24 protein-coding genes are annotated in these 23,395 nt (G+C 69.1%); 1 reads left to right on the top strand and 23 read right to left on the bottom strand.

Annotated features, from left to right (window positions below):
* Nucleotide 1: 1 nt before the first annotated feature.
* From ABT061_RS37735 to torT, 12 genes are all read right to left on the bottom strand, one after another.
* Complete coding sequence (locus ABT061_RS37735) at nucleotides 2-2,389, bottom strand: xanthine dehydrogenase family protein molybdopterin-binding subunit (protein WP_350927195.1); 2,388 nt, start codon at nucleotides 2,387-2,389, stop codon at nucleotides 2-4.
* The gene (locus ABT061_RS37730; RefSeq protein ID WP_350927193.1) at nucleotides 2,386-2,883 is read right to left on the bottom strand and encodes a (2Fe-2S)-binding protein; all 498 of its coding nucleotides are present in this window, start codon (nucleotides 2,881-2,883) and stop codon (nucleotides 2,386-2,388) included. The genes ABT061_RS37735 and ABT061_RS37730 overlap by 4 nt, the downstream gene beginning before the upstream one ends.
* Nucleotides 2,880-3,782: an FAD binding domain-containing protein gene (locus ABT061_RS37725; protein WP_350927191.1), complete on the bottom strand. Its 903-nt coding sequence runs from the start codon at nucleotides 3,780-3,782 to the stop codon at nucleotides 2,880-2,882. The genes ABT061_RS37730 and ABT061_RS37725 overlap by 4 nt, the downstream gene beginning before the upstream one ends.
* Before the next feature lie 66 nt (nucleotides 3,783-3,848).
* Complete coding sequence (locus tag ABT061_RS37720; protein WP_350927189.1) at nucleotides 3,849-4,316, bottom strand: RidA family protein; 468 nt, start codon at nucleotides 4,314-4,316, stop codon at nucleotides 3,849-3,851.
* Nucleotides 4,316-5,290 carry a 5-oxoprolinase subunit C family protein gene (locus ABT061_RS37715; RefSeq protein ID WP_350927187.1) on the bottom strand — a complete coding sequence of 325 codons (975 nt, stop codon included), beginning with the start codon at nucleotides 5,288-5,290 and terminating at the stop codon, nucleotides 4,316-4,318. The genes ABT061_RS37720 and ABT061_RS37715 overlap by 1 nt, the downstream gene beginning before the upstream one ends.
* Complete coding sequence (locus ABT061_RS37710; RefSeq protein WP_350927185.1) at nucleotides 5,280-6,170, bottom strand: 5-oxoprolinase subunit B family protein; 891 nt, start codon at nucleotides 6,168-6,170, stop codon at nucleotides 5,280-5,282. Before ABT061_RS37710 ends, ABT061_RS37715 begins: the two co-directional genes overlap by 11 nt.
* 11 nt (nucleotides 6,171-6,181) lie before the next feature.
* Nucleotides 6,182-7,543 (bottom strand): acetyl-CoA carboxylase biotin carboxylase subunit, encoded by a 1,362-nt coding sequence (locus ABT061_RS37705; protein ID WP_350927183.1) that lies wholly within the window; start codon nucleotides 7,541-7,543, stop codon nucleotides 6,182-6,184.
* A 5-nt stretch (nucleotides 7,544-7,548) separates the two neighbouring features.
* Complete coding sequence (locus ABT061_RS37700) at nucleotides 7,549-7,794, bottom strand: acetyl-CoA carboxylase (protein ID WP_350927181.1); 246 nt, start codon at nucleotides 7,792-7,794, stop codon at nucleotides 7,549-7,551.
* Nucleotides 7,795-7,804: 10 nt separating this feature from the next.
* Complete coding sequence (gene pxpA, locus ABT061_RS37695) at nucleotides 7,805-8,536, bottom strand: 5-oxoprolinase subunit PxpA (RefSeq protein WP_350927179.1); 732 nt, start codon at nucleotides 8,534-8,536, stop codon at nucleotides 7,805-7,807.
* A gap of 2 nt (nucleotides 8,537-8,538) precedes the next feature.
* The gene (locus tag ABT061_RS37690; protein WP_350927177.1) at nucleotides 8,539-9,576 is read right to left on the bottom strand and encodes an ABC transporter permease; all 1,038 of its coding nucleotides are present in this window, start codon (nucleotides 9,574-9,576) and stop codon (nucleotides 8,539-8,541) included.
* Nucleotides 9,573-11,102, bottom strand: a complete 1,530-nt coding sequence (locus tag ABT061_RS37685) for a sugar ABC transporter ATP-binding protein (RefSeq protein ID WP_350927175.1) — start codon at nucleotides 11,100-11,102, stop codon at nucleotides 9,573-9,575. Before ABT061_RS37685 ends, ABT061_RS37690 begins: the two co-directional genes overlap by 4 nt.
* A gap of 58 nt (nucleotides 11,103-11,160) precedes the next feature.
* Nucleotides 11,161-12,285, bottom strand: a complete 1,125-nt coding sequence (torT, locus tag ABT061_RS37680; protein ID WP_350927173.1) for a TMAO reductase system periplasmic protein TorT — start codon at nucleotides 12,283-12,285, stop codon at nucleotides 11,161-11,163.
* A gap of 171 nt (nucleotides 12,286-12,456) precedes the next feature.
* On the opposite strand from torT, the gene ABT061_RS37675 reads away from it, so the two are divergent.
* The gene (locus tag ABT061_RS37675) at nucleotides 12,457-13,950 is read left to right on the top strand and encodes a PucR family transcriptional regulator (protein ID WP_350927171.1); all 1,494 of its coding nucleotides are present in this window, start codon (nucleotides 12,457-12,459) and stop codon (nucleotides 13,948-13,950) included.
* Nucleotides 13,951-13,957: 7 nt separating this feature from the next.
* On the opposite strand, the gene ABT061_RS37670 is transcribed toward ABT061_RS37675, so the two are convergent.
* From ABT061_RS37670 to ABT061_RS37620, 11 genes are all read right to left on the bottom strand, one after another.
* Nucleotides 13,958-14,560, bottom strand: coding sequence for an energy-coupling factor transporter transmembrane component T family protein (locus tag ABT061_RS37670; RefSeq protein ID WP_350927169.1), 603 nt, complete (start codon nucleotides 14,558-14,560; stop codon nucleotides 13,958-13,960).
* A complete protein-coding gene (locus ABT061_RS37665) occupies nucleotides 14,560-15,234 on the bottom strand; it encodes an energy-coupling factor ABC transporter ATP-binding protein (RefSeq protein ID WP_350927167.1) in 675 nt (224 codons plus the stop codon). The genes ABT061_RS37670 and ABT061_RS37665 overlap by 1 nt, the downstream gene beginning before the upstream one ends.
* 43 nt (nucleotides 15,235-15,277) lie before the next feature.
* Nucleotides 15,278-15,853 carry a biotin transporter BioY gene (locus tag ABT061_RS37660; protein WP_350927165.1) on the bottom strand — a complete coding sequence of 192 codons (576 nt, stop codon included), beginning with the start codon at nucleotides 15,851-15,853 and terminating at the stop codon, nucleotides 15,278-15,280.
* A 59-nt stretch (nucleotides 15,854-15,912) separates the two neighbouring features.
* Complete coding sequence (locus tag ABT061_RS37655) at nucleotides 15,913-16,035, bottom strand: hypothetical protein (RefSeq protein WP_350927163.1); 123 nt, start codon at nucleotides 16,033-16,035, stop codon at nucleotides 15,913-15,915.
* A gap of 518 nt (nucleotides 16,036-16,553) precedes the next feature.
* Nucleotides 16,554-17,093 carry a TetR/AcrR family transcriptional regulator gene (locus ABT061_RS37650; RefSeq protein ID WP_350927161.1) on the bottom strand — a complete coding sequence of 180 codons (540 nt, stop codon included), beginning with the start codon at nucleotides 17,091-17,093 and terminating at the stop codon, nucleotides 16,554-16,556.
* 258 nt (nucleotides 17,094-17,351) lie between these two features.
* The gene (locus ABT061_RS37645) at nucleotides 17,352-18,173 is read right to left on the bottom strand and encodes an SDR family NAD(P)-dependent oxidoreductase (protein ID WP_350927159.1); all 822 of its coding nucleotides are present in this window, start codon (nucleotides 18,171-18,173) and stop codon (nucleotides 17,352-17,354) included.
* A gap of 10 nt (nucleotides 18,174-18,183) precedes the next feature.
* Complete coding sequence (locus ABT061_RS37640) at nucleotides 18,184-19,506, bottom strand: ABC transporter substrate-binding protein (RefSeq protein ID WP_350927157.1); 1,323 nt, start codon at nucleotides 19,504-19,506, stop codon at nucleotides 18,184-18,186.
* Nucleotides 19,507-19,541: 35 nt separating this feature from the next.
* A complete protein-coding gene (locus ABT061_RS37635) occupies nucleotides 19,542-20,561 on the bottom strand; it encodes a branched-chain amino acid ABC transporter permease (RefSeq protein ID WP_350927155.1) in 1,020 nt (339 codons plus the stop codon).
* Nucleotides 20,558-21,457 carry a branched-chain amino acid ABC transporter permease gene (locus tag ABT061_RS37630; RefSeq protein ID WP_350927153.1) on the bottom strand — a complete coding sequence of 300 codons (900 nt, stop codon included), beginning with the start codon at nucleotides 21,455-21,457 and terminating at the stop codon, nucleotides 20,558-20,560. The genes ABT061_RS37635 and ABT061_RS37630 overlap by 4 nt, the downstream gene beginning before the upstream one ends.
* 7 nt (nucleotides 21,458-21,464) lie before the next feature.
* On the bottom strand, nucleotides 21,465-22,175 hold the full coding sequence (locus ABT061_RS37625) for an ABC transporter ATP-binding protein (RefSeq protein ID WP_350927151.1): 711 nt from the start codon (nucleotides 22,173-22,175) through the stop codon (nucleotides 21,465-21,467).
* Entirely contained in the window at nucleotides 22,172-22,936 is a 765-nt protein-coding gene (locus ABT061_RS37620) for an ABC transporter ATP-binding protein (protein WP_350927149.1), read from the bottom strand. The genes ABT061_RS37625 and ABT061_RS37620 overlap by 4 nt, the downstream gene beginning before the upstream one ends.
* Nucleotides 22,937-23,395: the final 459 nt, after the last annotated feature.

The raw sequence follows: 23,395 nt of genomic DNA, 5'->3' as shown, positions 1-23,395 counted from the left end.
ATCAGGGGCGTCCCACACCGGCCGCGGCCATCAGTTCGTCCGGGTCGGCGATCACGTTCTCCCGCCAGCCCTGCGGTATGTGCCGGAGATCCACGGATTCGCCGTCCCGCTCCAGGATGAGCCCGAGAACCCGCTGCGGGGTCAGCGGGATCTGCGACACGGACTTGCCGATGGCGTCCGCCACCGCGCAGGAGACCACGGCGGCCACGTTCAGGATCGGCACCTCACCCGCGCCCTTGACGCCCAGGGGCCCGATGGACGGAGCCCCCTCGTAGAGATCGAGCCGGACCGGGACGACATCGCCGGACAGGGGCACGCGGTAGGTCTCGAAACCCGTCTGCCGTACCTTCCCCCGAGGGTCGATGGTGATCTCCTCGTGCAGCGCGTAGCCCAGTCCCTGGACCACACCGCCCTGCACCTGGCCCAGGATGGCCCTGGGGTTGATCGCCCGGCCGACGTCCTGCACGACGCGGTAGGCCAGCACCTCCACGTGGCCGGTGTCCGGATCCACCGCCACGTCGCACTCGTGCACGGCGAAGACCGGCAGGTCCAGTGCCCCGATCAGGTGTCCGGCCGCGCAGCCGGACATGGGCTGCACGCCGGTGCCGGTGAACGAGCCGGAGCCGGAGATCGGTCCCGACACCTGCTGCGCGTGTTCGGCGACCTCTCTGAGGGTGATCCGCGCCGACGGCACCCCGTTCACGACGACGTGGCCGTCGGCGAGACTCAGGTCGCCGGGAGACGTCTCTAGCATCTCCGCCGCGACCTCGAAGACCTTCCTGCGCACCTCGTCGCAGGCGGCGACACCGGCCGCCCCCAGCGAGACGGTGGTCCTGCCGCCGCCCACGCCGCCGTCGTATCCGGCCGCGTCGGTGTCCGCGGCCCGGACCGTGACGTCCTCCACCCGCAGGCCCAGCGAATCGGCGACGATCTGCGGGATCGCCTGCACGGTCGATCCCGAACCGATCTCGACCCCGGCGGTGACCAGGGTGACGCCGCCGTCCGGGTTGAGGTTCACCGTCGCCGCGGAGGGCCCCACGAAGATGAACCAGGTGCCGACCGTCGTCGCGGTGCCGTACAGACGTCCGTCGTCGGCCTGCCTCACGGGCTCGCCCGAGTCCCGCAACGAGATCATCCGATCGAGCATGGGAGCGAGCACATCGCCCTCGAACACCTGCCCGGTGGACCCGATGTCGCCGTCGCCGAGGACGTTGCGCCGCCGGAACTCCACCCTGTCCATGCCGAGCGCCGCGCAGATCTCGTCGGTGTGCCGCTCAAGGGCCGCGGTGCAGTACGTGCCGTTGCAGGCGCGGAACGCCCCGTTGGGCGGCGAGTTGGTGTAGACCGCGCGGCTCACCAGCCGCACGGCTCCCAGGCGGTAGTTCCCGCCCAGCGTGTGAGCCGTCATGCTGGTCAGGAACGGCTGTTCACCGCCGTAGGCGCCGCAGTCCATCAGGACCACCGCCTCCCGGGCGAGGATCTCGCCCGACTCCGACACGGCGGACCGGATGCGGATCTCCGCGTTCTCCCGGCAGAGCGCCGTCTGCATCTCCTCCTGCCGGCTGTTGACCAGCTTGACGGAACGGCCCGAGGCGCGGGCCAGCAGGGCGGCGAACGGCTCGATGCTCACCTCGAACTTCATCCCGAATCCACCGCCGACCGGCGGAACCACCACCCGGACGTCGGACTCCCGCACCCCGAGGAGGCGTGCCGTGGAGTTGCGGACCGCCCAGGGGACCTGGGTGGACGTCTGAAGGACGAATCGCCCGTTCTCGTAGCCGGCCACGCAGGCGCGCGGTTCCAGCGGCGTCTGGTTCTGCCTGCCCGCGACGAATTCCGTCTCGATGATCCTGACGTCGCTCCGGGCGAACACCGCGTCGGTGTCCCCGCGCACCACCGTGGCCTCCCAGCCGATGTTCCGCGCCCGCCGGCCGCCCTCGATGAGCACGTCGTAGTCTTCCCAGCCCGGATGGAGATCGCGGGCGTCGTCGGCCAGCGCCTGGGCCATGGTGATCAGGGGGGTGAACTCCTCGATCTCGACCACGATGGCCGCGGCGGCCGCGCGGGCCTGCTCGAGGGTCTCCGCCGCGACCGCCGCGATGGGCTCGCCCAGGTAACGGATCTCGTCGACGGCGAACAGGGGGTGGTCGGCGATGGTGATCCCGTACCGGCCGGGGGCGTCGGCGGCCGACACGACGGCCCGCACTCCGGGCATGCGCCGGGCGGGCTCCAGGTCGACCGAGACGATGCGGCCCGCGGCCACGTCCGACCGGCGCAGCGCCGCGTGCAGGAGCCCTCCCGCGGCGGCGTCCACCGTGAACATCGTCCGGCCGCGCAGCTTGTCCTCGGCGTCGCGGCGGGGCAGGTTGGCTCCGATGACCTGGCTCACGATCCGTTCCCCTCCGCCTGTCGTCCCTGTCCCGCGGCCGCCTGTGCCGCCGCGAGCGCGGCGTCCACGATGCGCTCGTATCCGGTGCACCTGCAGATGTTGCCGACCAGGGCTTCCCGTACGTCATCCCGGTCGGGGTCCGGATCCGACTCCAGCAGCGCGCTCAGCGATATCAGCATCCCGGGAAAGCACATCCCGCACTGCACCGCGTCGGCGTCCTTCATCGCCTGCTGAAGAGGGGAGAGCGCGCCGGCCGGGTCCGCGAGGGACTCCACGGTCCGGACCGACCTGCCCTCCGCGTGCCCCACCGGAACCAGGCAGGACGCCACCGCGTCGTCGTCCACGAACACCGTGCACGATCCGCAGAACCCTTCGCCACACGCCATCTTCGTGCCGCTCAGGTGCAACTCCTCGCGGAGCACCCTGGCCAGCGGGGTCATCGGGCCGGCGTGCACCCGCCTCACCTCGCCGTTGACCGTCAACTCGGTGCTCATGCCCTGCCCGCCTCTCCGCGCTCTTCCCGTCCGGCGCGACTGGACCGCTCCAGTGCGCGTACGGCCCGGCCCACGACCGCCGGCAGCACCTGCGACCGGTACCAGCCGTCCACCTCCACCGACTCCCGCGCCTGGAAGGATCCGGCGTGCTCGCGGGCGGCGAGCACCGCCGCGTCCGCGTCGAGTCGCCGGCCGACCAGCGCGGCCGCCATCTCCGGCCACAGGCGGGCCACGGGTTCGACCGAACCCACCGCGACGGTGGCCGACTCCACCACCCCCGCGTCGTCCACCGCGGCCGTGGCACTGACGATGACGACCGGGTAGTCCCCCGCCCGCCGCATGGTCAGGCGAGCGTGCGCGGACACGACGGGGGCCAGCGGCACGGACACGTGCGACAGCACCGTCGCGGGAAGTGCCGCGCCCCGCGTGGCGAGGAACCGGCCGAGCGGCATCCTGGTCTCACCGGCCGGACCCCTCACGATGGCGACGGCCGACAGGCTCAGCAGCGCGGGTACCAGATCCGCCGCGGCGAAGCCGGTGGTGCAGAGGTTTCCGCCGACCGTGGCCTGACGCCTGACGGACGGGTTGGCCGATTTCGCCGCGGCCTGCCGGAGGACGTCCAGCCCGGGGTGGCCGGCCAGCGCTTCGGCCAGCCGGGCATGGGTGACGGCCGCGCCGATCGTGAGATTCGTACCGTCGTCGTCGATCCGTCCCAGTTCCTCGATCCGGGCCAGTGACACGTACTCGCCGTGGAACGGCTCGCCACGGGCGGGACTCCGCATGACCCAGGTGGCACCGGCGATCGGCACGGCGTCCAGGTCGGAGGTCGCCAGCCGCTCGATGGCGTCGTCGAGCGAGGCCGGCCGGTACAACGCCGGTGTTGCCGAAGCTGTCGTCAAAGCTGTCAACGGAACTCCTTGTCCAAGGGCCCGCGGCCGGGGTCCGGCCACGGGCCACGGCCCGGCTCAGCGGACGGCGACCACGATGCCGACCTCCACCGGACTGTTCAGCGGTAGCCGCGGGGCTCCCACATTGGTACGGACGTGCCGGCCGGCTTCCCCGAAGATCTCCACCATGAGCTTGCTCGCGCCGTCGAGCACGGCCGGATGTTCGACGAAGTCCGGGCCACCGGCGATGTGCCCGGTCACGCTGAGAACGCGGACGATGTCGTCGACACCGCCGAGAACTCCGGCCGCGGCGGCGATCGCGTTCAGGCCGGCCTGACGTGCCGCACCGGCCGCCGCGGCGATGTCGAGGTCGACGCCGACCAGCCCCGTCAGCGGCAGGCGGCCGTCGACGAAGGGCAGCTGGCCCGTTGTGATCACGATGTCGCCGTACCGGACCGCCGCGACGTACGCACCGGCCAGCGCGGGGACGTCGGGCAGCACCAGTCCCAGTGCCGCCAGCCGTTCCGAAGCGGGCTGGGGTCGCATCAGGCGGCCGCGCCCAGAGCCTGGCGCACCCGCGACTCCCAGTCCGCCGCGGCGGCACGCGCCCGCAGCGCCTCCTCCAGGGTCACCGCCACGAAGCGGGTTCGCGTCCCCGGAGAGCACTGGGCGACCAGGTTGAGATCGGTGCTGATCACGGTGGCCAGCATGGCGTAGCCGCCACCGGAGACCGCGTCGCGATGCAGGATGATCGGCTCCACGCCGCCCGGCACCTGGATGGAACCGATCGGATATCCGGCGTCGACGATGTTGGAGGGGTCGGAGCCCGCGCCGAACGGCTGAACCCGCTGCTCCCATTCCAGCACCGGGCCGGAGTATCGGAAACCGGTGCGGTCCGCGACCGGGGTCAGCGACCACTCCGACTCCAGCAGGCAACTGCGACCGGCGTCGGTCAGCCGGTAGTCGTACAGCCCCATGACCACCCGTAGCTCGACGTCACGGCTGTGGACGGGCCGAAGCTCCTCGGGCACGACCCTGCCGGGGGTTCCCCCGGCCCCGCCGATCGGGACCAGGTCGCCCTTCCTCAGGTTCCGGCCCTCGAAGCCGCCGAATCCGCCCAGCGCGTAGGTCGACCGGCTGCCCAGCACCACGGGAACGTCGAACCCGCCAGCGACGGCGATGTAGACACGCGCGCCCGCCTGCAGGAAACCGAAGGTCAGCCGGTCTCCGGCCGCGACCGCGAAGGACTCCCACTGCGGGACCGGTGCTCCGTTGAGCAGCACCGGCATGGTCGCGCCGGTGACGGCCACCACCGTCGGCTCGTCGAACCGCAGGGCGGGCCCCATGTAGGGCGACTCGATGACCGCCGCGTCCGGGGTGTTGCCGACGAGCAGGTTGGCCGCGGCCGCGGCGCGCAGATCGGCGGCGCCGGACGGCGGGATGCCCACGCTGTAGTAGCCGGGCCGGCCGCGGTCCTGGATGCTTGAGGCCAGCCCGGGCTCCAGAATCTCAACCGGCATAGAGAGCTCCCAGAAGTTCGGTGTTGTAGCCGTCGGGATCGGCGAGGAATCGATCGAGGTCGAAGGTGATCGGGCGCTGGCGGTAGCGGTAGGTGCCGGCCTCGACCTGCGCTCGGATGCTGTCGTATTCGGCATTGTCGATACCGCGGAACTTGACGATGTCGCCGGGCCGGAAGAACACCATGAAGTCGCTGAAGTCGGCGAGCCTCTGCTCCGGGTCGAAGATCGGCACGGGGGTGACGCCGAACATCTGGTACCCGCCGGCTCCGCGGACCGAGTAGATGCAGGCGAAGCATCCGCCGTGTCCGATGGTGAGGGCGGGCGTGTCGGTGCGCGGCCGCAGATACTTGGGCAGCTCGAGCTGGCGTTCCCGGGGAACCATCTGGAACATGAACGGCAGTCCGGCCACGAAGCCGACCATCGAGGTGATCCACGGCGAGCCCGAATGGGCGTCGATGAACGCCTGCACGGAGTCCATGTCGTTCTCGACGGCCGCGAACTCCAGGTCGTTGCCCTCGGGCCGCTGGTGCCGGTCGCGGAACCTGGCCCCCGTCTCGTTGGTGAACGGGTCGTCGTACCAGACGGGGACCTCGAAGATCCTGGTCTCGATGCTCCGCGAGGGTGAGCCCGCGACCTGCGCCTCGGCCGCCCTGACCGCCGCCTCGACCGTGGCGGGCGGCACGACGTCGGGGTCGAACCTGATCAGCAGGGACGCGTTCGCCGGGCAGATGTCCACGATCCCCGGCAGCCGGTTCTCGGTGAGCGCCTTCGCCACCGCCATGGCCGTGAAGTTGACCTCAAGGCTCATCGCCTCGGCGAACTGGACGACAAGATGCTCGTCGCCACCCCAGGAGTAGCGGCTCTCGCCTGCTCTGCACACGGTGTTCTCCTTCACTTGCCGCCCCCGGTCCTGGTGCCGGCCATCCAGTCCTCCAGGAAGGTGGTGTGGTACCGGCCGTCGCGGAACTCCTCGATGTCGATCACCTCGCGCAGGAATCCCGCGGTGGTGACGACGCCTGCTATCTCGACCTCGTCCAGGGTCCGGGCCATCCGGGCGATCGCCGCCCGGCGGCTGTCCCCCCAAACGATGATCTTGGCGAGCAGGGAGTCGTAGAAGGGGCTGACCTCGCTGCCTGGCCCGAATCCCGAGTCGATGCGGACGAACGGACCGCCCGGCATCCGCATGGCCGACAGCACGCCGGGGCTGGGCATGAACCCGAAGTCCGGGTTCTCCGCGTTGAGCCGCACCTCGATGGCGTGGCCGCGGAACTCGACGTCCGCCTGGCAGAACGACAGCGGGTCGCCCGAGGCCACCGTGAGCTGTTCGCGGACCAGGTCCCGGCCCGTCACCATCTCCGTCACCGGATGCTCCACCTGGATCCGGGTGTTCATCTCGATGAAGTAGAACCCCTCGCTCGCGGAGTCGTAGAGGAACTCGACGGTGCCGGCCCCGGAGTAACCCGAGACCTTGGCGAGCGCGACGGCGGCGTCGGCCATGGCGGTGCGCACGTGATCGGGCAGGCCCGGCGCTCCCGCCTCCTCCAGCACCTTCTGCCGCCGCCGCTGCATCGAGCACTCGCGTTCCCCCAGGTGGACGAAGTTCTCTCCGTCACCGAACACCTGGACCTCGATGTGCCTGGCGTTGGGCACGAACCGCTCGATGTACACCAGCCCGCTGCCGAACGCCGCCTGGGCCTCGGCCTGGGCGACCGGCAGCGCCTCGGCGAGCTCCGTCGCGTCGGCCACGATACGGATACCGCGGCCACCGCCGCCCGCGGCGGCCTTGACCGCCACCGGGTATCCCGCCTTTTCCGCCGCGGCCAGAGCCTCGGACAGGCCGTCGACGGGCCCGTCGGATCCTGGCACCGTCGGCACTCCGGCCTCCTCGGCGGCGGATCTGGCCCGTGCCTTGTCCCCCATCAGCCGGATCGTCTCCGCCGACGGTCCGACGAAGAGGAGCTTGGCCCCGGTCACCTTGTCGGCGAACTCGGCCCGCTCGGAGAGGAATCCGTACCCGGGATGCACCGCGTCCGCGCCCAGATCGACCGCCGCCGTGACGACGGCGTCCATGTTCAGGTAGCTGCGGGAGGCGGCGGGCGGGCCGATGAGCACCCGCTCGTCGGCCAGCCGGACGTGCAGGGCGTCCTGGTCGGCCTCGCTGTACACCGCCACCGTGCTGATCCCGAGTTCGCGGGCGGCCCGAATGATCCGCACCGCGATTTCGCCGCGGTTGGCGACCAGCAACTTACGCAACAGGATCAGTCCTTCTCGATGGTGACGACGCCGTCCCCGGGGCCGATGATGCTCTCGTTCTCCGCGTGAATCGCCGTCACGGTCCCGCTCTCCCCGGCCTTGATCTCGGCGAACTGCTTCATGACCTCGACCAGGCCCACGGTCGTCCCGGCGGTGACCACGCTGCCCACCTCGACGAAGGGCGGCTGGTCGGGCACGGGCCGGGTGTAGAAGACGCCGGGGAGCGGAGACTGCACAACGTGCTCAGACATGAGAGTCCTTTCAGGACGACGAGTCCGTCGAATCGATGACATTTCTGATGGCGGAGGCGACTTCCACCGCGTTGGGCGTGTCCGAATGGACGCAGACCGTGTCGAATCTCATGGGGATCCGCTCACCGGTGACGGCAATGGCGACTCCCTCTTCGAGAGCAATGGTCATTCGCTCAACCGCTCGCTCGACAGGTGTGGCATGCGGCCGCCTGGCGATGATCAAACCGCCTTCGGCCGTGTATTCGAGGTCGACGTAGAACTCGGCGAGAAATGGAATTCCCCGAGCCTGGCAAACCCGCTCGTGCGCGGTTCCCGCCATTCCGAAGACCGGCACCCCGTACGTCGCGGCGACGTCGCACACCGCGTCCATCAGTGCCTCGTCCCGCGCGACCATGCCGTACAGCGAGCCGTGCGGCTTGATGTGATCAAGAGGTACACCCGCGGAGTCGAGGAAGCCCTTCAGCGCTCCCACCTGGTACTGAACGATGTCACGTACCTCATCAGGGTACAACTTCATCTCGCGTCGCCCGAAGCCGACCGGGTCGGGCAGTCCCGGGTGCGCGCCCACGGAGACCCCCGCGGCGGCCGCGGCCGCGACGGTCTCGCGCATGCCACTCGGGTCTCCGGCGTGGAACCCGCACGCCACGTTCGCCGTGTCGATCAGGGCGAGCAGCGCCCCGTCGTTCCCGAAGGAATGAATCCCGAAGGACTCCCCCATATCGGAATTCAGAGTGACCTTCATAATCACACCTTTCCTGCGTACACCGCGGCGGCGAGTCGAGTACGGAGACGGTCGGCGACAACCGCCAGAGCCAGCACAATGCCGGTGACTATCATTTGATAGTAGGAATTGATTTGCGCCAGATTCATGCCGTTGGCGACGATTCCAATGAAAACCGCGCCCAGCACCGCGTCGAGCACCCGGCCGGATCCGCCGCGGAGGCTGACCCCGCCGATGACGGCCGCGGCGATCGTCTGCAGCGGAAGGGAGGCTCCGATGTTCGCCTCTCCGGTCTCGATGCGCGCGGTGAGCAGCACGGACCCGACCGCCGCCAGGCCTCCGGCCAGCACGTACGTCAGGATCAGGGTGCGGAACTCGCTGACCCCGGAGAGCCTGGCCGCGCGCGGGCTCGACCCGACGGAGTAGATGTGGCGTCCCTGGCGGGTCAGGGTCAGAAACAGCCAGAGGAGCCCGGCCGCCAGTGCGGCGAGCCAGATGGAGACGCCGATCCCGAGGACGCTGCCGAAGCCCAGCCAGTCACTGAACTCCTGGGGCAGGCCGGAGACCGGCACGCCCGAGGTGAGCATCAGGGCGAGCCCGGAGAACACCGAGGCGGTCGCCAGCGTCATGATGAAGGGATTGATGTTCAGGCTCGCCACGCCCAGGCCGTTGACGAGCCCGCAGATCATGCCGACCAGCACACCTGCGGCGACACCGACGAGCACGGCCGTCAGGGGGGAGGAGGTCTCCGACTGGGCGGTCATCGCCATCGCCGTGGTCACCGAGACCAGGGCGGTGATGGCACCGATCGACAGGTCGAACCCGCCGACCAGCAGCACGGCGAACTGGCCGAGAGTGGCGATGATGATGTACGAGTTCTGCCGCAGCGCCGAGTGGATGTTGTCCACGGTCAGGAAGTTGTCCGACATCGCGGAGAAGGCGATCAGCGCGACGACCACGAGGATGGGCAGCACACCGATCTTGACGAATGTGCGGGCGGCGTACGAGATCACAGATCTCCGAGGTCGTAGGGCCACTCCGACCTCACCAGGGAGGGTCATGCGATCTCCTTTGTCGCTGGTTCGTCCCAATGCATCATGTGGCGCAGGACCGTTTCCTCACTGAGGTCGTCCCGCTGTATCTCGGCGGTGATCGTTCCGTGCGAGAACACGTACACCCGGTGACAGAGATGAAGGATCTCCGGCAGTTCCGAGGAGATGACCAGCACGGCGTTGCCCTTCCGGGCGAGCTCGACGATCTGGTCGTAGATCGTCACCCGGGCGCCGACGTCCACCCCGACCGTCGGCTCGTCCAGCATGTAGGTGTCGCAGTCCCCCAGGAGCGCCCGCCCCAGCAGGCCCTTCTGCTGGTTGCCGCCGGAGTAGCTGTCGGCCGGGCGCTCAGGGTCGGCCGGGTTCAGTTTCATCCGGCGCAGCATGTCGCCGGCCGCCGCGCGCTCGCGTCCCGGCCGCAGCACCGGCCCGCTGGACATCGGCGCCCGGCGCAGCCAGGGAAGCGTGACGGTCTCGCGGAGCGGACGGTTGAGGAACAGCCCCTCGGTCTTCCTGTCACTGGGCAGGTACACCACGCCGGACTTCATGACACGGGCGGGATCGGCGCCGGTCAGATCCTTGCCGGCGATCGTCAACGTCCCGGAGTCGATCCGCTCCAGACCGAAGCAGGCACGGGCCGCGGTGGACTTGCCCGACCCCATGAGGCCGGCGAATCCCACGATCTCCCCCGCGCGGAGCTCGAAGCTCGCGTCGCGCACCGCGCCGTCGAAGGTCGTGATGCCGCGGGCGGCCAGCACCACGCCGGTACCGGGTTCGGGCAGTTCGGGGTAAAGGTCCTCCACCACCCGGCCCGTCATCAGGCCGATCAGCTCGTCGTCCGGCGTGCCACCGGGAACCGTCGTGATCAGCCGCCCGTCCCGCAGCACGGTCACCCGGTCCGCGAGGCGCCGGATCTCGGCCATCCTGTGCGTGATGTAGATGATGCCGACCCCTCGGCCGCGCGCCTCCTCGACGAGGGCGAACAGCCGCTCCGACTCCTCCTCGGTCAGCGAGGCGGTCGGCTCGTCCAGGATGAGCACACTGAGCTCAGGCCGGAACGCCTTGGCGATCTCGACCATCTGCTGCTCGGCCCGGCTCAGCGTCTCCACCAGCCGATCCGGCGAGATGCGGAAATCGAACTCGTCCAGGCGCGCCTGCGCCAGCTTCCTGCTCTGGCGCCGGTTGACGAATCCGTACCGGCCGGGCTCGGAGCCCATCACCAGGTTCTCGGCCACGGTCATCGTGGGCATCAGCGAGAACTCCTGGAACACCGCGCTGATGCCCAGCTCGCGTGCGGCCGCGACGCCGGAGAACTCGACGGTCCGCCCGCCGACCTCGATGGTCCCGCCATCGGGGTGCTGTGCTCCGGAGATGATGGAGATGAGGGTGGACTTCCCGGCCCCGTTCTCGCCGAAGAGTACGTGCACCTCACCTCGGCGGAGCTCGAAATCCACCTGGTCCAGCGCGGTCACACCCGGGTACTTCTTGGTGAGCCCGCGGATCCGAAGCACGGCTCCGTGGTCAGGTTCGGTCATAGAAGGCAATCTTTCTGATGGTGGAACGTTCCAGCCGAGCCGGAACCGACGCGACGGGTCAGCTGCCGGCCTTGACCTGGAACGTCGGGGACCATCCCTCGGGCGCCAGCGTGGTCGTCAGGTCGAAGTCACCGAGCGTGTCCTTGGTGACCATGACGAGCTCCGGCCCGACGTGCTTCATGAACTCCTTCTTCTCCAGCGCCCGGACGGCCTGGTCGATGGCGATCCGGCCCTGCAGCACGGTGCTGTCGCTCGGCGCGCCCTGCACGGTGCCGCGCTGGATTCCGGTGTGGGTGCCCGGGGTGAAGTAGTAGCCGGCGACCTTGATCTTGTCGCTGAGGCCGCGGTCCCGCAGGATCGGCCCGGCGGCCTCGGCGGTCACCGCGGTGCCGATGATGTAGTCGATGTCCGGGGTGGCGGCGAGCACGTCCTCGATCAACCGGGTCTGGGCGTCCTTGCCCGTGTCGCCCCACTTGGTGTCGACGATCTCCACCTTGCTGTCCTTGAGCGCGCTCTTGAAGCCCGCCTCGCCGGCCTCGGCCCAGCCGGCGCCGCTCGGCCCGGGGAACCAGGCGACCTTGACCGGCTCTCCCTTGGAGTCCTTGATGAGCCAGTCGGCCGTGATGGCGGCCAGGTCGTTGAACGAGACGAGCGACTTGGCGGTGATCTTGTCGCTGGACATGCCGTTGACGACGTCGATGATCGGCTTACCGGTCGCCGCCAGGCGGTTCACGGTGCTGTTGAGCCCGTCGTAGGAGATGGCGCCGATCACCAGGGCGTCGGCGCTCTGCGCGCAGTCCTCGATCTGCTGGGTCTGCTTGTCGAGGTTCTCGTAGCCGCCCGCCTCCACCATCGTCATGTTGACGCCGGCTTCGCGCGCCTGCTCGGCCACCCCGTAGTTGAGGCCCAGCCAGTAGGCGTCCTTCATGTGGGGCACCGACACGCAGATGTTCCAGGCCTTCTCCGCCTTCCCCACGGGCGTGTACTCCGCCTTGGTCCGCTCGCTGTCCATGGAGAAGTCGGCCCACACGTCGACCTTCGCCGGCGCCCAGTTCTTGGCGGGGGCCGCCGAGGCGGCCGCGGCGCCGTCGGCCGAGCCGGTGGGGGTGGATGAGCCGCAGGCCGCGAGCGACAGCATGGCCACAGCGGAGGTCGCCAGGAAGGCGGGATGCTTGAACCGCACGAATGCTCCCTTTATTCGTTCCACATCGGGAACTTCGCGTACAGGGGTGGGATGCCAAGCAGTCAACAGGGATGCCGGTTTCACCGTCTACGTGCGTGCGGGCCAAGGCTGCGGAGCTTGTATTGTGCAGTTGCACAGCGTGAGGCTCCGCCACAGAGAGGAATCCGCCCCATGGCCCTGACGCTCGACCAGCTCATCGCCGAAGCGGTCCTGGAGCTGACACTGGTCACACCCAGCAGCCCTGAGCTGCTGCAACGCACCGTTCGATGGGTCGCGTCCACCGAACTGGTCGACCCCGCCCCCTTCCTGCGCGGGGCCGAGCTGGTGCTGACCACCGGTGCCTTCATCGGCGCGGATGACTACGAAGGGTGGCGGGCCTTCACCCAGCGGCTCAAGGCGGTGCGGGCCACGGCCCTCGGTTTCGGCTGCGGTCTGACGCACCAGGAGGTGCCGCGCGCGCTGGTCGAGTGCGCCACGGCGGTGGACCTGCCGCTGCTGATCGTCCCCTACAACGTGCCCTTCGTACGGATCAGCGAGTTCGTCGCCGACGCGATCATCGCCGACCGGTTCAAGGACATGGGGCGGGCCTCCAATCTCGCCGCCGAACTGGCGAGATTCATCTCCAACGGGGCTCCCCTGGCGGCCCTGCTGAAACAGATCGCCGAGGAGATCAAAGGTGAGGCGGCCATCGTCGACATCGACGGAAAGGTGATGGCGAGTTGGCCCTCGCACTGGGAGTGGCAGACCGACCTGGTGCTGGAGGGGCTGGCCACCAACGGGACGACCGGTTACTTCGCCGTCCCCCTCGACCAGGCCGGCGCGCACGACCACGTTCTGGTCGGCCGATCCGACGAGGCCATGGAGAGCGTCCGGATGGCCATGGGCTCGGCGGCGACCCTGGTCGCGATCGACCTGACGCGGAGGTTGCAGGAGGAGCCGTCGAGCGCGACGCGGATGGCCGCGGTGCTCGCCGGCCTGACCGACTGGACCACACCCACGACAACGCTGATCAGAGCGCTGCGGGTGGCGGGGTTCGAAAGCGACGTGCCCTTCGTCGTGCTGGTCGCCCATCCGAATCCCGCGTTCTCCGCCGGCTACTCCCTCCGGCTGCGCCTGGCCGTGGAGCAGGTGCTGCCCATGGTGCGTTCGGTGCGCAGCGGCGAGACCCTGGTGCTGCTCGCCCAGGGCGACGTCGCCGACGCCACGGGCAAGATCCTGGAGGTTCTCCGGCGGGAGATGCCCAGCCGGCGGATCGTCGTGGCCGGACCGGCACACGACGCCGGGGAGGTTCGCATGGTCTTCGCGTCCGCGCGTGCCGTGATCACCCCGGACCAGTCGAGCCCGATCCGCGCCCGCGCCTTCGACCTGACCTCGATCGTGGCCGCGGCCGCCGGCCGGGGCGGGCAGCATGCCGCGCGGGAGTTCCTGCAGCCGCTGATCGACCACGATGCCAAGACCAACGGCGAGCTGCTCCACACCCTGCGGACCTACCTGCGGCTGGATGCCAGGCAGCACACGACGGCCCAGGTTCTGCACGTGCACCGCAACACCCTGCGATACCGGCTCGCCCAGATCGGCAGGCTGCTCGAAGCCGACCTGGACCACCTTGACACCCTGCTGATCTGCAACCTGGCGTACCGGATGTACGACCCGGCGGGCGGCTGACGCCGGCTCAGCGGTCGCCCTCGCCGCGCGCGGCGAGGGCCTCACCCAGCTCGTCGGCGTGCCGCAGGGTACGGATCAGGAACGGCACCGCGAACGCGATGACCGAGCGCTGCGCCCCGCGGGCCTTCGCCGCCTCGCGCACCTCAGCGGCGATCTTGGACAGCGCGGCCACCGACTGCAGGGTGAGCCCGACGAGCAGGCCGATCCGGTCCGGACGCACCCTGAACCGCCGCAGCGGCCGCAGCCCGCGCTCGACGGCGGACACCACGTCATCGACCCTGGTGGTGATCGTGAACAGATTCGCCGCGGTCAGCGCGGCCACGATTCGCAGGCATACCAGCACGGCCGCGTCCAGGCCGAGCAGCCACCACTGCAGCGCGAACATGAACGCCACCAGCACCCCGAGCGTGCGGGCGACCCGCAGGCAACGCCCGGGCGAGACCCGTGCCAGCGCGTACCCCAGGACCATGACGGCGCAGATCCCGCCGAGCCACACCGGAGAGCGCAGGACGAACACCACCGCCGCGAGCCCGAGCAGGGCGAGGAACTTCCAGCCGGCCGGCGTCCGGTGCAGCGGACTCGATCCCGGCTCGTACCATCCACCCACCATCAGCCGACGAGCTTCCGGTAGTGGCGCAGCGCGGGGTCCGGCTCGTCGTCGGCCACCACGCGGCCCCCGTCGAGCACGATCACCCGGTCGAAGTCGCCGAGCAGGTCAAGATCATGGGTAACCAGCACGACCCGCTGCCTCAACCCCGCGAGCAGGGTGCAGAACTGCCTCTTGTTCCGCAGGTCGAGCAGCGTCGTCGGCTCGTCGCAGACGAGCACGTCGGGGTCGAGCACGAGCATCCCGCACAGCGCGAGCAGCTGCTTCTGGCCGCCGGAGAGCTGGTGCGCGGGATGGTCCGCGTAGCCGCCGAGCCCGTGTTCGGCCAGGATCTCGGCCGCCCGCGCGGCACGCTCCCCGGCGGAGAGCCCGCTGCGCCGCAGGGAGAAGGCGACGTCCTCGCCCGCGGTCGGCATCACGATCTGGCTGTCCGGATTGGTGAAGACGAACCCGACGCGCCGCCGTACCTCACGGCCCTTGCGGCTCGGGTCCAGCCCGTCGACCAGCACCCGGCCGGTGCTCGGCAGCACCAGGCCGTTGATCATGCGGGCCAGGGTGGACTTTCCCGAACCGTTCGCGCCGACGAAGGCCACCCGTCGCTCGGACAGGCGGAGGTTCACCCCGGACAGCACGACCCGTTCGCCGTAGCTGTGCCCGACATCCTCGAACTCGATCACGGAGCCGTCTTCCACCTCGTCCGGGAGCGGGGAATCGCGAGCATCATCCGGTCCGCGTCGCCGGTCTCGCCAACAGGCCCGGCAGGGCGCGATGCACCACGGCGGCGATCAGCGAGGCGGCCACCACCTTGAGCAGATCACCCGGCACGAAGATCAGCGACTGCAGCGCGGCTGCCGGCAGGTCTCCGATGTACACGCCGAGGAACGGGACGCCGATCAGGTAGTCGGCGGCCAGCCCGGCCGCGTTGGCCAGCAGCAGCACCGGCAGCCCGACCCGCTTGGCGCGCGACACGATCAGACCTGCGACCAGCGCCGACAGGACCCAGCCGACCAGGAATCCACTGCTCGGCACGAGGAACGAGGCGATACCACCGTGCCCGCCGGAGAGCAGCGGCAGGCCGATCGCAACCAGCCCGAGGAACAGCACGACGGACGCGGTCCCACGGCGCGCGCCCAGGATGCTGCCGGCCAGCAACGGCCCGGCGTTCTGGATCACGATGGGGACGCTCGAACCGCCGACGTAGACTCCGGGAAAGATCCCCAGCACCGCGATGAAGGCGGCGAAGACGACCGTACGGGCAAGATCGACAGCGGGCAGGGGGGAGCGGGACTCTGACACATCAGACACGATATCCGCTGGTCATTCCGGAAACGCCAGGGCCTGCGGGGTGAGCCCCCTCAGCCGTTCGCCGTGGCGGGAAACCCGCGGCCGCGCTTCGGCTCGGCCTCCGGACCGGGTGCCGGCTCGCTGCCGCCCGGGGTGGCGGGCGGGAGGATCCCGGTGATGCGATCCAGCGTCATGTTCGCCTCTCCCGCGGCCCGGTGGCCGGCCTGACGTCCTTCGAACCGCAGTGGTGATGCAGTGGTGATACGGCGCACCACCGGCCAGGTCGATCTCGTCACCTATTTCGGCGCAGCCGGTATCGGCATAATCGTTGGCCGCGAACAGGTTCACCGAGATATCGACGATCCTCTCGCGTCCCGTCATATCGCGCGGTGCGATCGACGGCTCAACCCGCCCCGATCTTTCACCTTGTTTTCTCTTTAACCGGCATGACCGCGCCCGTGTCTCCATACGGATCGCCACGCACAAGTGACAGACCACTCAGTCCGTCGATCTAGAGATGGCAGGCCATGACGCGGCGTACCCGGGAACACGCGATCAGACGCTTCCCGGAGGGTGAGCCGATTGCGTTTCACGACCCGATGGAAGTCTCGTCGTGAACCACACCCCGGGGATTCTCGGCTCAACGACCGGTCGGCGTAAGAGCGATTACATTACCCGAATCCCGCACACGCCCTCTCCGGCCCGGAATTCCTCAGCGTCCCGCCGGAAACTCGTAGATCAGGCGAATCGCGTCGTCGATGGCCTTGTACACGTTGTCGATGGTCCGGCGTCCCATGATCCAGGCGCGCAGCTCCCCGTTGAGGACGGCCGTGAGGACGCTGAAAATCGCCTGGTGGTCCTCGTCCAGAGCCTCCTCGCTCGCGAACCCGGATCTCACGATGTCGACGAAGATCCCGTCGAGCGAGTGGTAGATGTCCGCGACATAAGGGTCGGACGCCGTCTCCAGCACGATGAGAACCCGATAGAACTGGGGCTGCAGCTGAAACGCGCGAACCGTGCGATGAAGCACATCACCGATGCGCTCGCGCTCCGTTTCTCCAGCAGGGGCGGACTTGTCGAGTTTGCGCTTGAGCCCTTCCTGCCACTCCCGGAACGCGGCCGCGAAGAGATGCTCCTTGGAGGTGAAGTACCTGTAGAGCGTGCCCAGCGCCACACCCGAGTCCCGGGCCACGTCGGACACCTTGACCCGTTCGTAATCACTACTCGCGAGGCTTCGCAGCGCGGTGCGCACGATTCGCTCCCGGCGCTCACGCTGATCTCGGCGAAGCAGCTCGGGCGCGACCGGACCCGAAACGTCAGTAATCACCGGCAGTTCCCCCTCGACCCGCTGGACACTGACCTAGAATACAGCTCTATTTCACTGGTTGATCTGATCAGACTGAGTGAACAGGGTTAATTCTTTGTTGCCTGGTTCACAAAGAGGGAGAACTCCGGGTTCAAAGTGGCCGGTGGCCGGCCCTCGCCCCGCCACCGGCCACCCGCCCCTTCGTCAGTGGATCGTCAGCTGGCCTCCATCGATGTTCCACGCCTGCCCGGTCACCCACGAGCCCTGGTCGCTGCAGAGGAACACGACCAGGTTCGCCACGTCACCGGGATCACCCGCCCTCCGGAGCGGCACCGTGGTCTCGATGATGCGATCCCAGGCCTCGTCCGGCAGGTCGTCGAGCCGGGAGGTCCGGACTATCCCGGGACACACGGCGTTGACGCGTATCCCCTCCGGCCCCAGCTCCTGGGCCATCGCCGAGGTCAGCGCGTGCAGTCCCGCCTTCGAGGCGGAGTACGCGGCCGTCCTGGCCCCCATCAGCTTGCCGCCGATGGACGAGATGTTGACGATGCTGCCACCCTCCTTCCTGGCGAGCAGGTGCCGCGCGACCACCCGGCTCAGCTGAAAGGAGCCGGTGAGGTTGGTGCCGATCACGGTGTCCCACACCGCCGGATCCAGCCCCGTCACGCTCACCCGGTCGGCGCCCCGGGACGCGGCCGCGTTGTTGACGAGGATGTCGACCCGGCCGAGCCCTCGTACGGCCTCGTCGAGGACACGGCCGGCGTTCTCCTCGTTCGCGGCCCTGTCCGTCGTGATGGTCACGCACCGCCGTCCCAGCGCCGCGATCTCCGTCGCGACCGAGGCCAGCCCCTGCCATCCGGCGTTCCGCTCGTGTTCGGGAAACGCCTCCGGTGGCCGGTCGGTGCCGGTCACGGCGACGTCGCAGCCCGCCCCGGCCAGGCCGAGGGCGATGGAGCGGCCGATGGATCGCATCCGCGCCGCTCCCGTGACGAGCGCGACCTTGCCCTCGAATCCGGTCAGCAACATGACGGGGACCTCAACCTGTGATCTTCTCGTACCTGGTGGTGCCGTCGAAGTCCTGCACCTCTCCGATGGGGACCAGCCTGCCCGCGGCACGGTCCAGCCGCTGCTGCCGGACCCCTTCGATCAGGTAGTCGTCGCCGTCGCCGGTGCGCACCTTCACACCCGGCAGGTAGGTGGTCGGTTCGGTCACCTCCATGTTGTGCGCCGACTCCATCACGCCCACCCGGTCCATGGTCTTGGCGTGCTCGATCGCCCACGTCGCGAGCATCCCGGCTGTCCAGCCGCCGACGGCCGTGGACGGCACCTGCTTCTCGTGCCCGGGTGTCTTCTCGAACCACTCCAGATAGAGCTTGATCTGCGGTAGGTCGGCGTTCTCCGGCAGGTCGGGGTCGTAGGCGGTGGTGGAGATGATCAGGCCGTCACCCGCCCCCGGCTGCAGCTTCTTGAGCAGTGACAGGCCGAGCTGTGCCGCCTGCAGGATGCGCGGCTTCCACCCGCTGGCGTGCACGTGGTTCAGCGCCTGCATCGCCTGCAGGCCGATGGCGATGTCGTAGAACGTGTCGGCGCCGGACGCGGCCAGGCTGGTGATCTGGTTGGCGACGTCGGGATCGGTGGACTCGAAGGACTCCGTCTTCACGATCTCGATGTTCGAGCCGGCGATGCCCTTCTTGAAACCCTGCAGGTAGGCGCGGCCGAGGTCGTCCTCCTGGTGCAGGATCGCGACCTTGGCGTTCGGGTTGACCGACTTCAGGTACTCCCCGGTCGCCTTGGCCTCCAGCAGATAGGAGATGCTTCCCGCGGGCCCGCCCCAGGGGTAGTCCGGGTTGCCGAGCTCGGGCGCTCCCGAGGTGGGGAACAGGGAGGGCACACACTCCTTGGCGAGCAACGGCCGCGCCGCCAGGTTCCCGGACGTGCCGAACAGGCCGAGCATCGCGAAGACCTTGTCCTGGGAGATCAGCGCGGAGACGTTGGCCTTGGTCTTGGTGGCCACGTACTGGTCGTCCTTGGCGATCAGTTCGACCTTGCGCCTCTTACCGTCCGGCCCCTGGATGCCGCCCTTGCTGTTGACGTAGTTGAAGTAGGCGTTCATCCCGACCACGAAGCCCCCGCCGACGGCGACGAGTGGTCCGGACATCGGTTGCGACACGCCGAGTTTGATCGTGGTGTCGGTCAGTCCCTCGGTGCCGTTGTCGGGGCAACCGGCCGCCGCTCCGCTGGACGCGGGCGCGGACCGGTCGGCGCCCGCGGCCGAGACGGCGCTGCCGCCGCAGGCCGTGACGGAAAGGGAGAGCACGGCCATGACGGCGAGCAGCCGTACCTGAGATCTGTGGGTCATCGGTTCTCCTTCGGGTGGTGCGCGGAGGGCCGGAGTCAGGCGGCGACGGGACGGGGGGAGTTGGGTTCCTTCTCCGGTGTGACGGCGCCGCCACGCGGCCCGCGGAGCCGTTGGATCACGGTCCTGGCGCCTCCGGCGAGGCCCTGGGGCAGGAAGAAGGTGAGCAGGATCAGCAGCACGCCGTACACCGCGGGCGTGAGCTGGGGGTTGACGCCGGCCGCGGCCAGCAGTTCGGGGACGTAGTGCAGGAACACCGCGCCGAGGATCGGGCCCACCAGGGTTCCCGATCCGCCGATGGCCATGCCGAGCAGCAGGTTGATCGACACCAGGACGGTGAAGTCGCCGGGGCTGACGAACTGGTTGGCGACCGTGAACATCCATCCGGCCACGCCGGCCACCGCGGCGCTGGCGGCGAACACGGCCACCTTCGTCGCCTTGACGTTGACGCCCACCGTGTGCGCCGCCACGTGCTGGTCGCGGATCGCGATGAGAGAGCGGCCGATCGAGCTGTGCATGACGTTGCGGATGAGCAGGAAGACCAGCGCGGTGATCGTCAACAGCACCCAGTACTGCCACGCGACGTCGGAGACGCCCAGCGAGGCGGGGGCGCTCAGGTTCCGGTCGACGGTCAGCCCGGCGGTGCCGCCGGTCCAGTCGGTGAAGCGCACCGGTATCTGGGGGAACACCAGGGCCAGCGCCATCGTGACGAGCGCCAGGTTCATGCCGCGGATCCGCAGGGCCGGAATGCCCGCCACCGCGCCCACCAGCGCGGCGATGAGGATCGCGAGCGGCAGCACCGTCCAGTAGGACCAGCCGTAGTTCTGCACCGCCAGCGCCGTGGTGTACGCGCCGAGGCCCATCAGCGCGCTGTGGCCGATCGACGGCTGCCCGTTGAAACCGGTCAGCAGGTTGAGGCTCATCACGGCGACGGCGAGGAAGAGCACCTCCAGCAGGCCCCGGATACCGGTGACTCCCAGGACGAACGGGGCCAGGAAGAGAAGGACCAGGCCGGCGAGCCAGGGCGCCGTGCTGACTGTCGTTCGCATTGTGGTCATACCCGCTCCACCGGAACTCGGCCGAACAACCCCTGCGGGCGGATCAGCAGGACGAGAAGGATCACCGCGAACGCGGTCGCGAGCTGGAGCTGGTTACCGATGAAGGGCAGGTAACCGGCCGACAGGGACTGGATGAGGCCCACCAGCACGCCGCCCACCAGGGCACCGGGCGCGCTCTCGAAGCCGCCCACCACGGCCGCGGCGAATCCGTACAGCAGGAGGGTGGCCATCATGTTCGTGCTGACGAACACGACCGGTGCCACCAGGACCGCCGCGAGGGCTCCGATCGCCGACGCCAGCCCCCAGCCGATCATCATCATCCGGCTCACGTCGATCCCGACCAGGCGGCTTGAGGAGGGGTTCATGGCGGCGGCGCGCAGGCCGAGGCCGAGCTTCGTGCCCATGAACAGCTGCCGGATGAGCAGCGCCACGAGCAGGAAGACGACGACCGTGCCGATCTCCAGGTAGCTGATGTTGACGCCGCCGAGGTTCAGTCCTCCGTCCGGGAACGGCGACTCCAGCCGTTCGGTGTCGGTGCTGAAGATGTATCCGGCCAGGGCGTTGATCGCGAGGAAGAGGCCGAGCGTGACGATCAGCAGCCTGAGGTGGTTGTTGGTCCCTCCCTCAAAGGGCCGGATCACGACGCGTTCGATGACCGCCCCGAGCAGGAAGGCGAAGAGGATGCCGATCGGGATGGCGACGACCAGGGCGAGCCCCAGCCCCAGGGTCTGGTCCGCCAGTTTCCAGACCACGAAGGTGCTGAACATCGCCATCTCGCCCTGGGCGAAGTTCATCAGTCCGGTGGAGCGATAGATGAGCACCAGGGCCAGTGCGACGGCCCCGTAGAGAAACCCGTTCGACGTTCCGTCGACCAGGCGTTGGATCAGCAGTTCCATTGCGGTCTCAAACTCCCAGGTAGGCCCGGCGGATGGAGTCGTCGCCGCGCAGTTCCTCGGCGGTGCCGGTCGAGACGATCCGGCCGTGCTCCAGCACGTACGCGCGGTCGGCGATCGACAGCGCGAGTTCGGCGTTCTGCTCGACGAGGAGCATCGCGGTGCCGGTCTGCCTGTTCATCTCGGCCAGGCTCCGGAACAGCTCCGCGACCAGCATCGGCGCCAGTCCCATCGAGGGCTCGTCCAGCAGCAGCAGCTTCGGTGCGCCCATCAGGGCCCGCGCCACCGCGAGCATCTGCTGCTCGCCTCCGCTCATGCTGCCCGCGAGCTGGCCGCGTCGCTCCGCCAGCTGGGGGAAGACCTCGAACCAGCGCTCCATCGCGCCGGGCACCTCCCGCGCCGGCCGGTGGTAGGCGCCGAGCCGCAGGTTCTCCTCGACGGTGAGGTCCACGAAGGTGCCACGTCCCTCGGGCACGTGCCCGATGCCGAGCCGGGCCCGCTGGTCGGCGCGGAGCCCGCCCACCTGCCGGTCGGCGAGTTCGATCGCCCCCTCTGCCGGGATCTCGCCGCTGAGCGCGCGCAGCGTGGTGGTCTTGCCCGCGCCGTTCGCCCCCAGGATGACGACGATCTCGCCGGGTTCCACATGGAAGGTCAGGTCCCGCAGCACGATGAGCGATCCGTAGCCCGCGGTGAGGCCGGTGACGGCCAGTGCGGCGGTCATGCGGCGGCTCCCAGGTAGGCGGCGACCACGGCCGGGTCCGTCGACACCTCTCCGGGCGGCCCCTGGGCGATGACCTGTCCGAGGTTGAGCACGATCACCTTCTCCGAGATGGTCATGACCAGGCCCATGTGGTGTTCCACCAGGAGCACCGTGAGCCCGTGCGTCTCCCGGAGCGAGCGGATCGTCGTGCCCAGTTCCTCGACCTCGCCGTGGGTCAGGCCCGCGGCGGGCTCGTCCAGCAGCAGCAGGCGCGGGCCGCTCATGACGGCGCGGGCGATCTCGATGCGCTTCAGCGTGCCGAAGGGAAGCCCCGCCGCCGGCTGGTCCGCCAGATGGGCGAGCCGGAGCTCGGTGAGCACCTCCAGGGCGCGTCCTCGCGCCTCCCGCTCTCGGCGCCTCTCCCCCGGCCAGCGCAGGGCGCACGCCAGGACGTTGGAGCGGTGCCCGGTATGGCCGCCGAGCAGCACGTTCTCCAGCACGGTCAGGCGCGGGAACAGGGCGAGGTTCTGGAAGGTCCGTCCGATCCCGCGGGAGGCGAGCGCGTGGGAGGGCAGCGTGAGGATGTTCTCGCCGGCGAACTCGATGCTGCCGTCATTCGGCCGGTACAGGCCACTGACACAGTTGAACACGCTGCTCTTCCCGGCACCGTTGGGGCCGACAAGGGCGACGAGGGCGCCTTCCTGCACGGCGAAGGACACGCCGTCCAGGGCGCGTACACCGCCGAACCTCAAGGTCAGGTCCTGTACGTCAAGGAGGCTCATGAACGGCCTCCGCTGCTTTGGGGGGTGGGTGGACTGTAGGCGATCATGGAACCGCCCCTTCCTGGATGACACTTGTCGAATCGGGCACGTGTCGGGACATCTGAGTCGACGGGGACGACGTCTAAGGGGGTGAGATTCACCAGGTGCCCTCGCCGGTCCGGCGATCGGGTTGCGTCCGATCCTGAAACAGGATTCTTGTTTCGTCAAGGTTTCCAGGGACTCTATACAGTGAAGTCCCGTAGCCCGGCCGCCTGACAAGAAGTGTCATGTTTAGCCAGTTCAGAAGCCTATATTTCTCCGGCAACGACTACGGGTCGGACTCGGAGCAGGGTTGCCAGACAAGGCTTTGAGGTGATGAATGAAAACCTCGTTTCTAAAGGTGCGCACGGCACGCCGAGGTCGGGCGCGGTGAGGACGCCCCCACCCCCCGCCCCCGGCATGGGGGGGGGGGGCCGCGCG

This window comes from Streptosporangium sp. NPDC002544, from assembly GCF_040295965.1.
GTDB lineage: Bacteria > Actinomycetota > Actinomycetes > Streptosporangiales > Streptosporangiaceae > Streptosporangium.
Note: the sequence above shows the minus strand (reverse complement) of the source record. Positions and strands in the feature narration are given on the sequence as shown.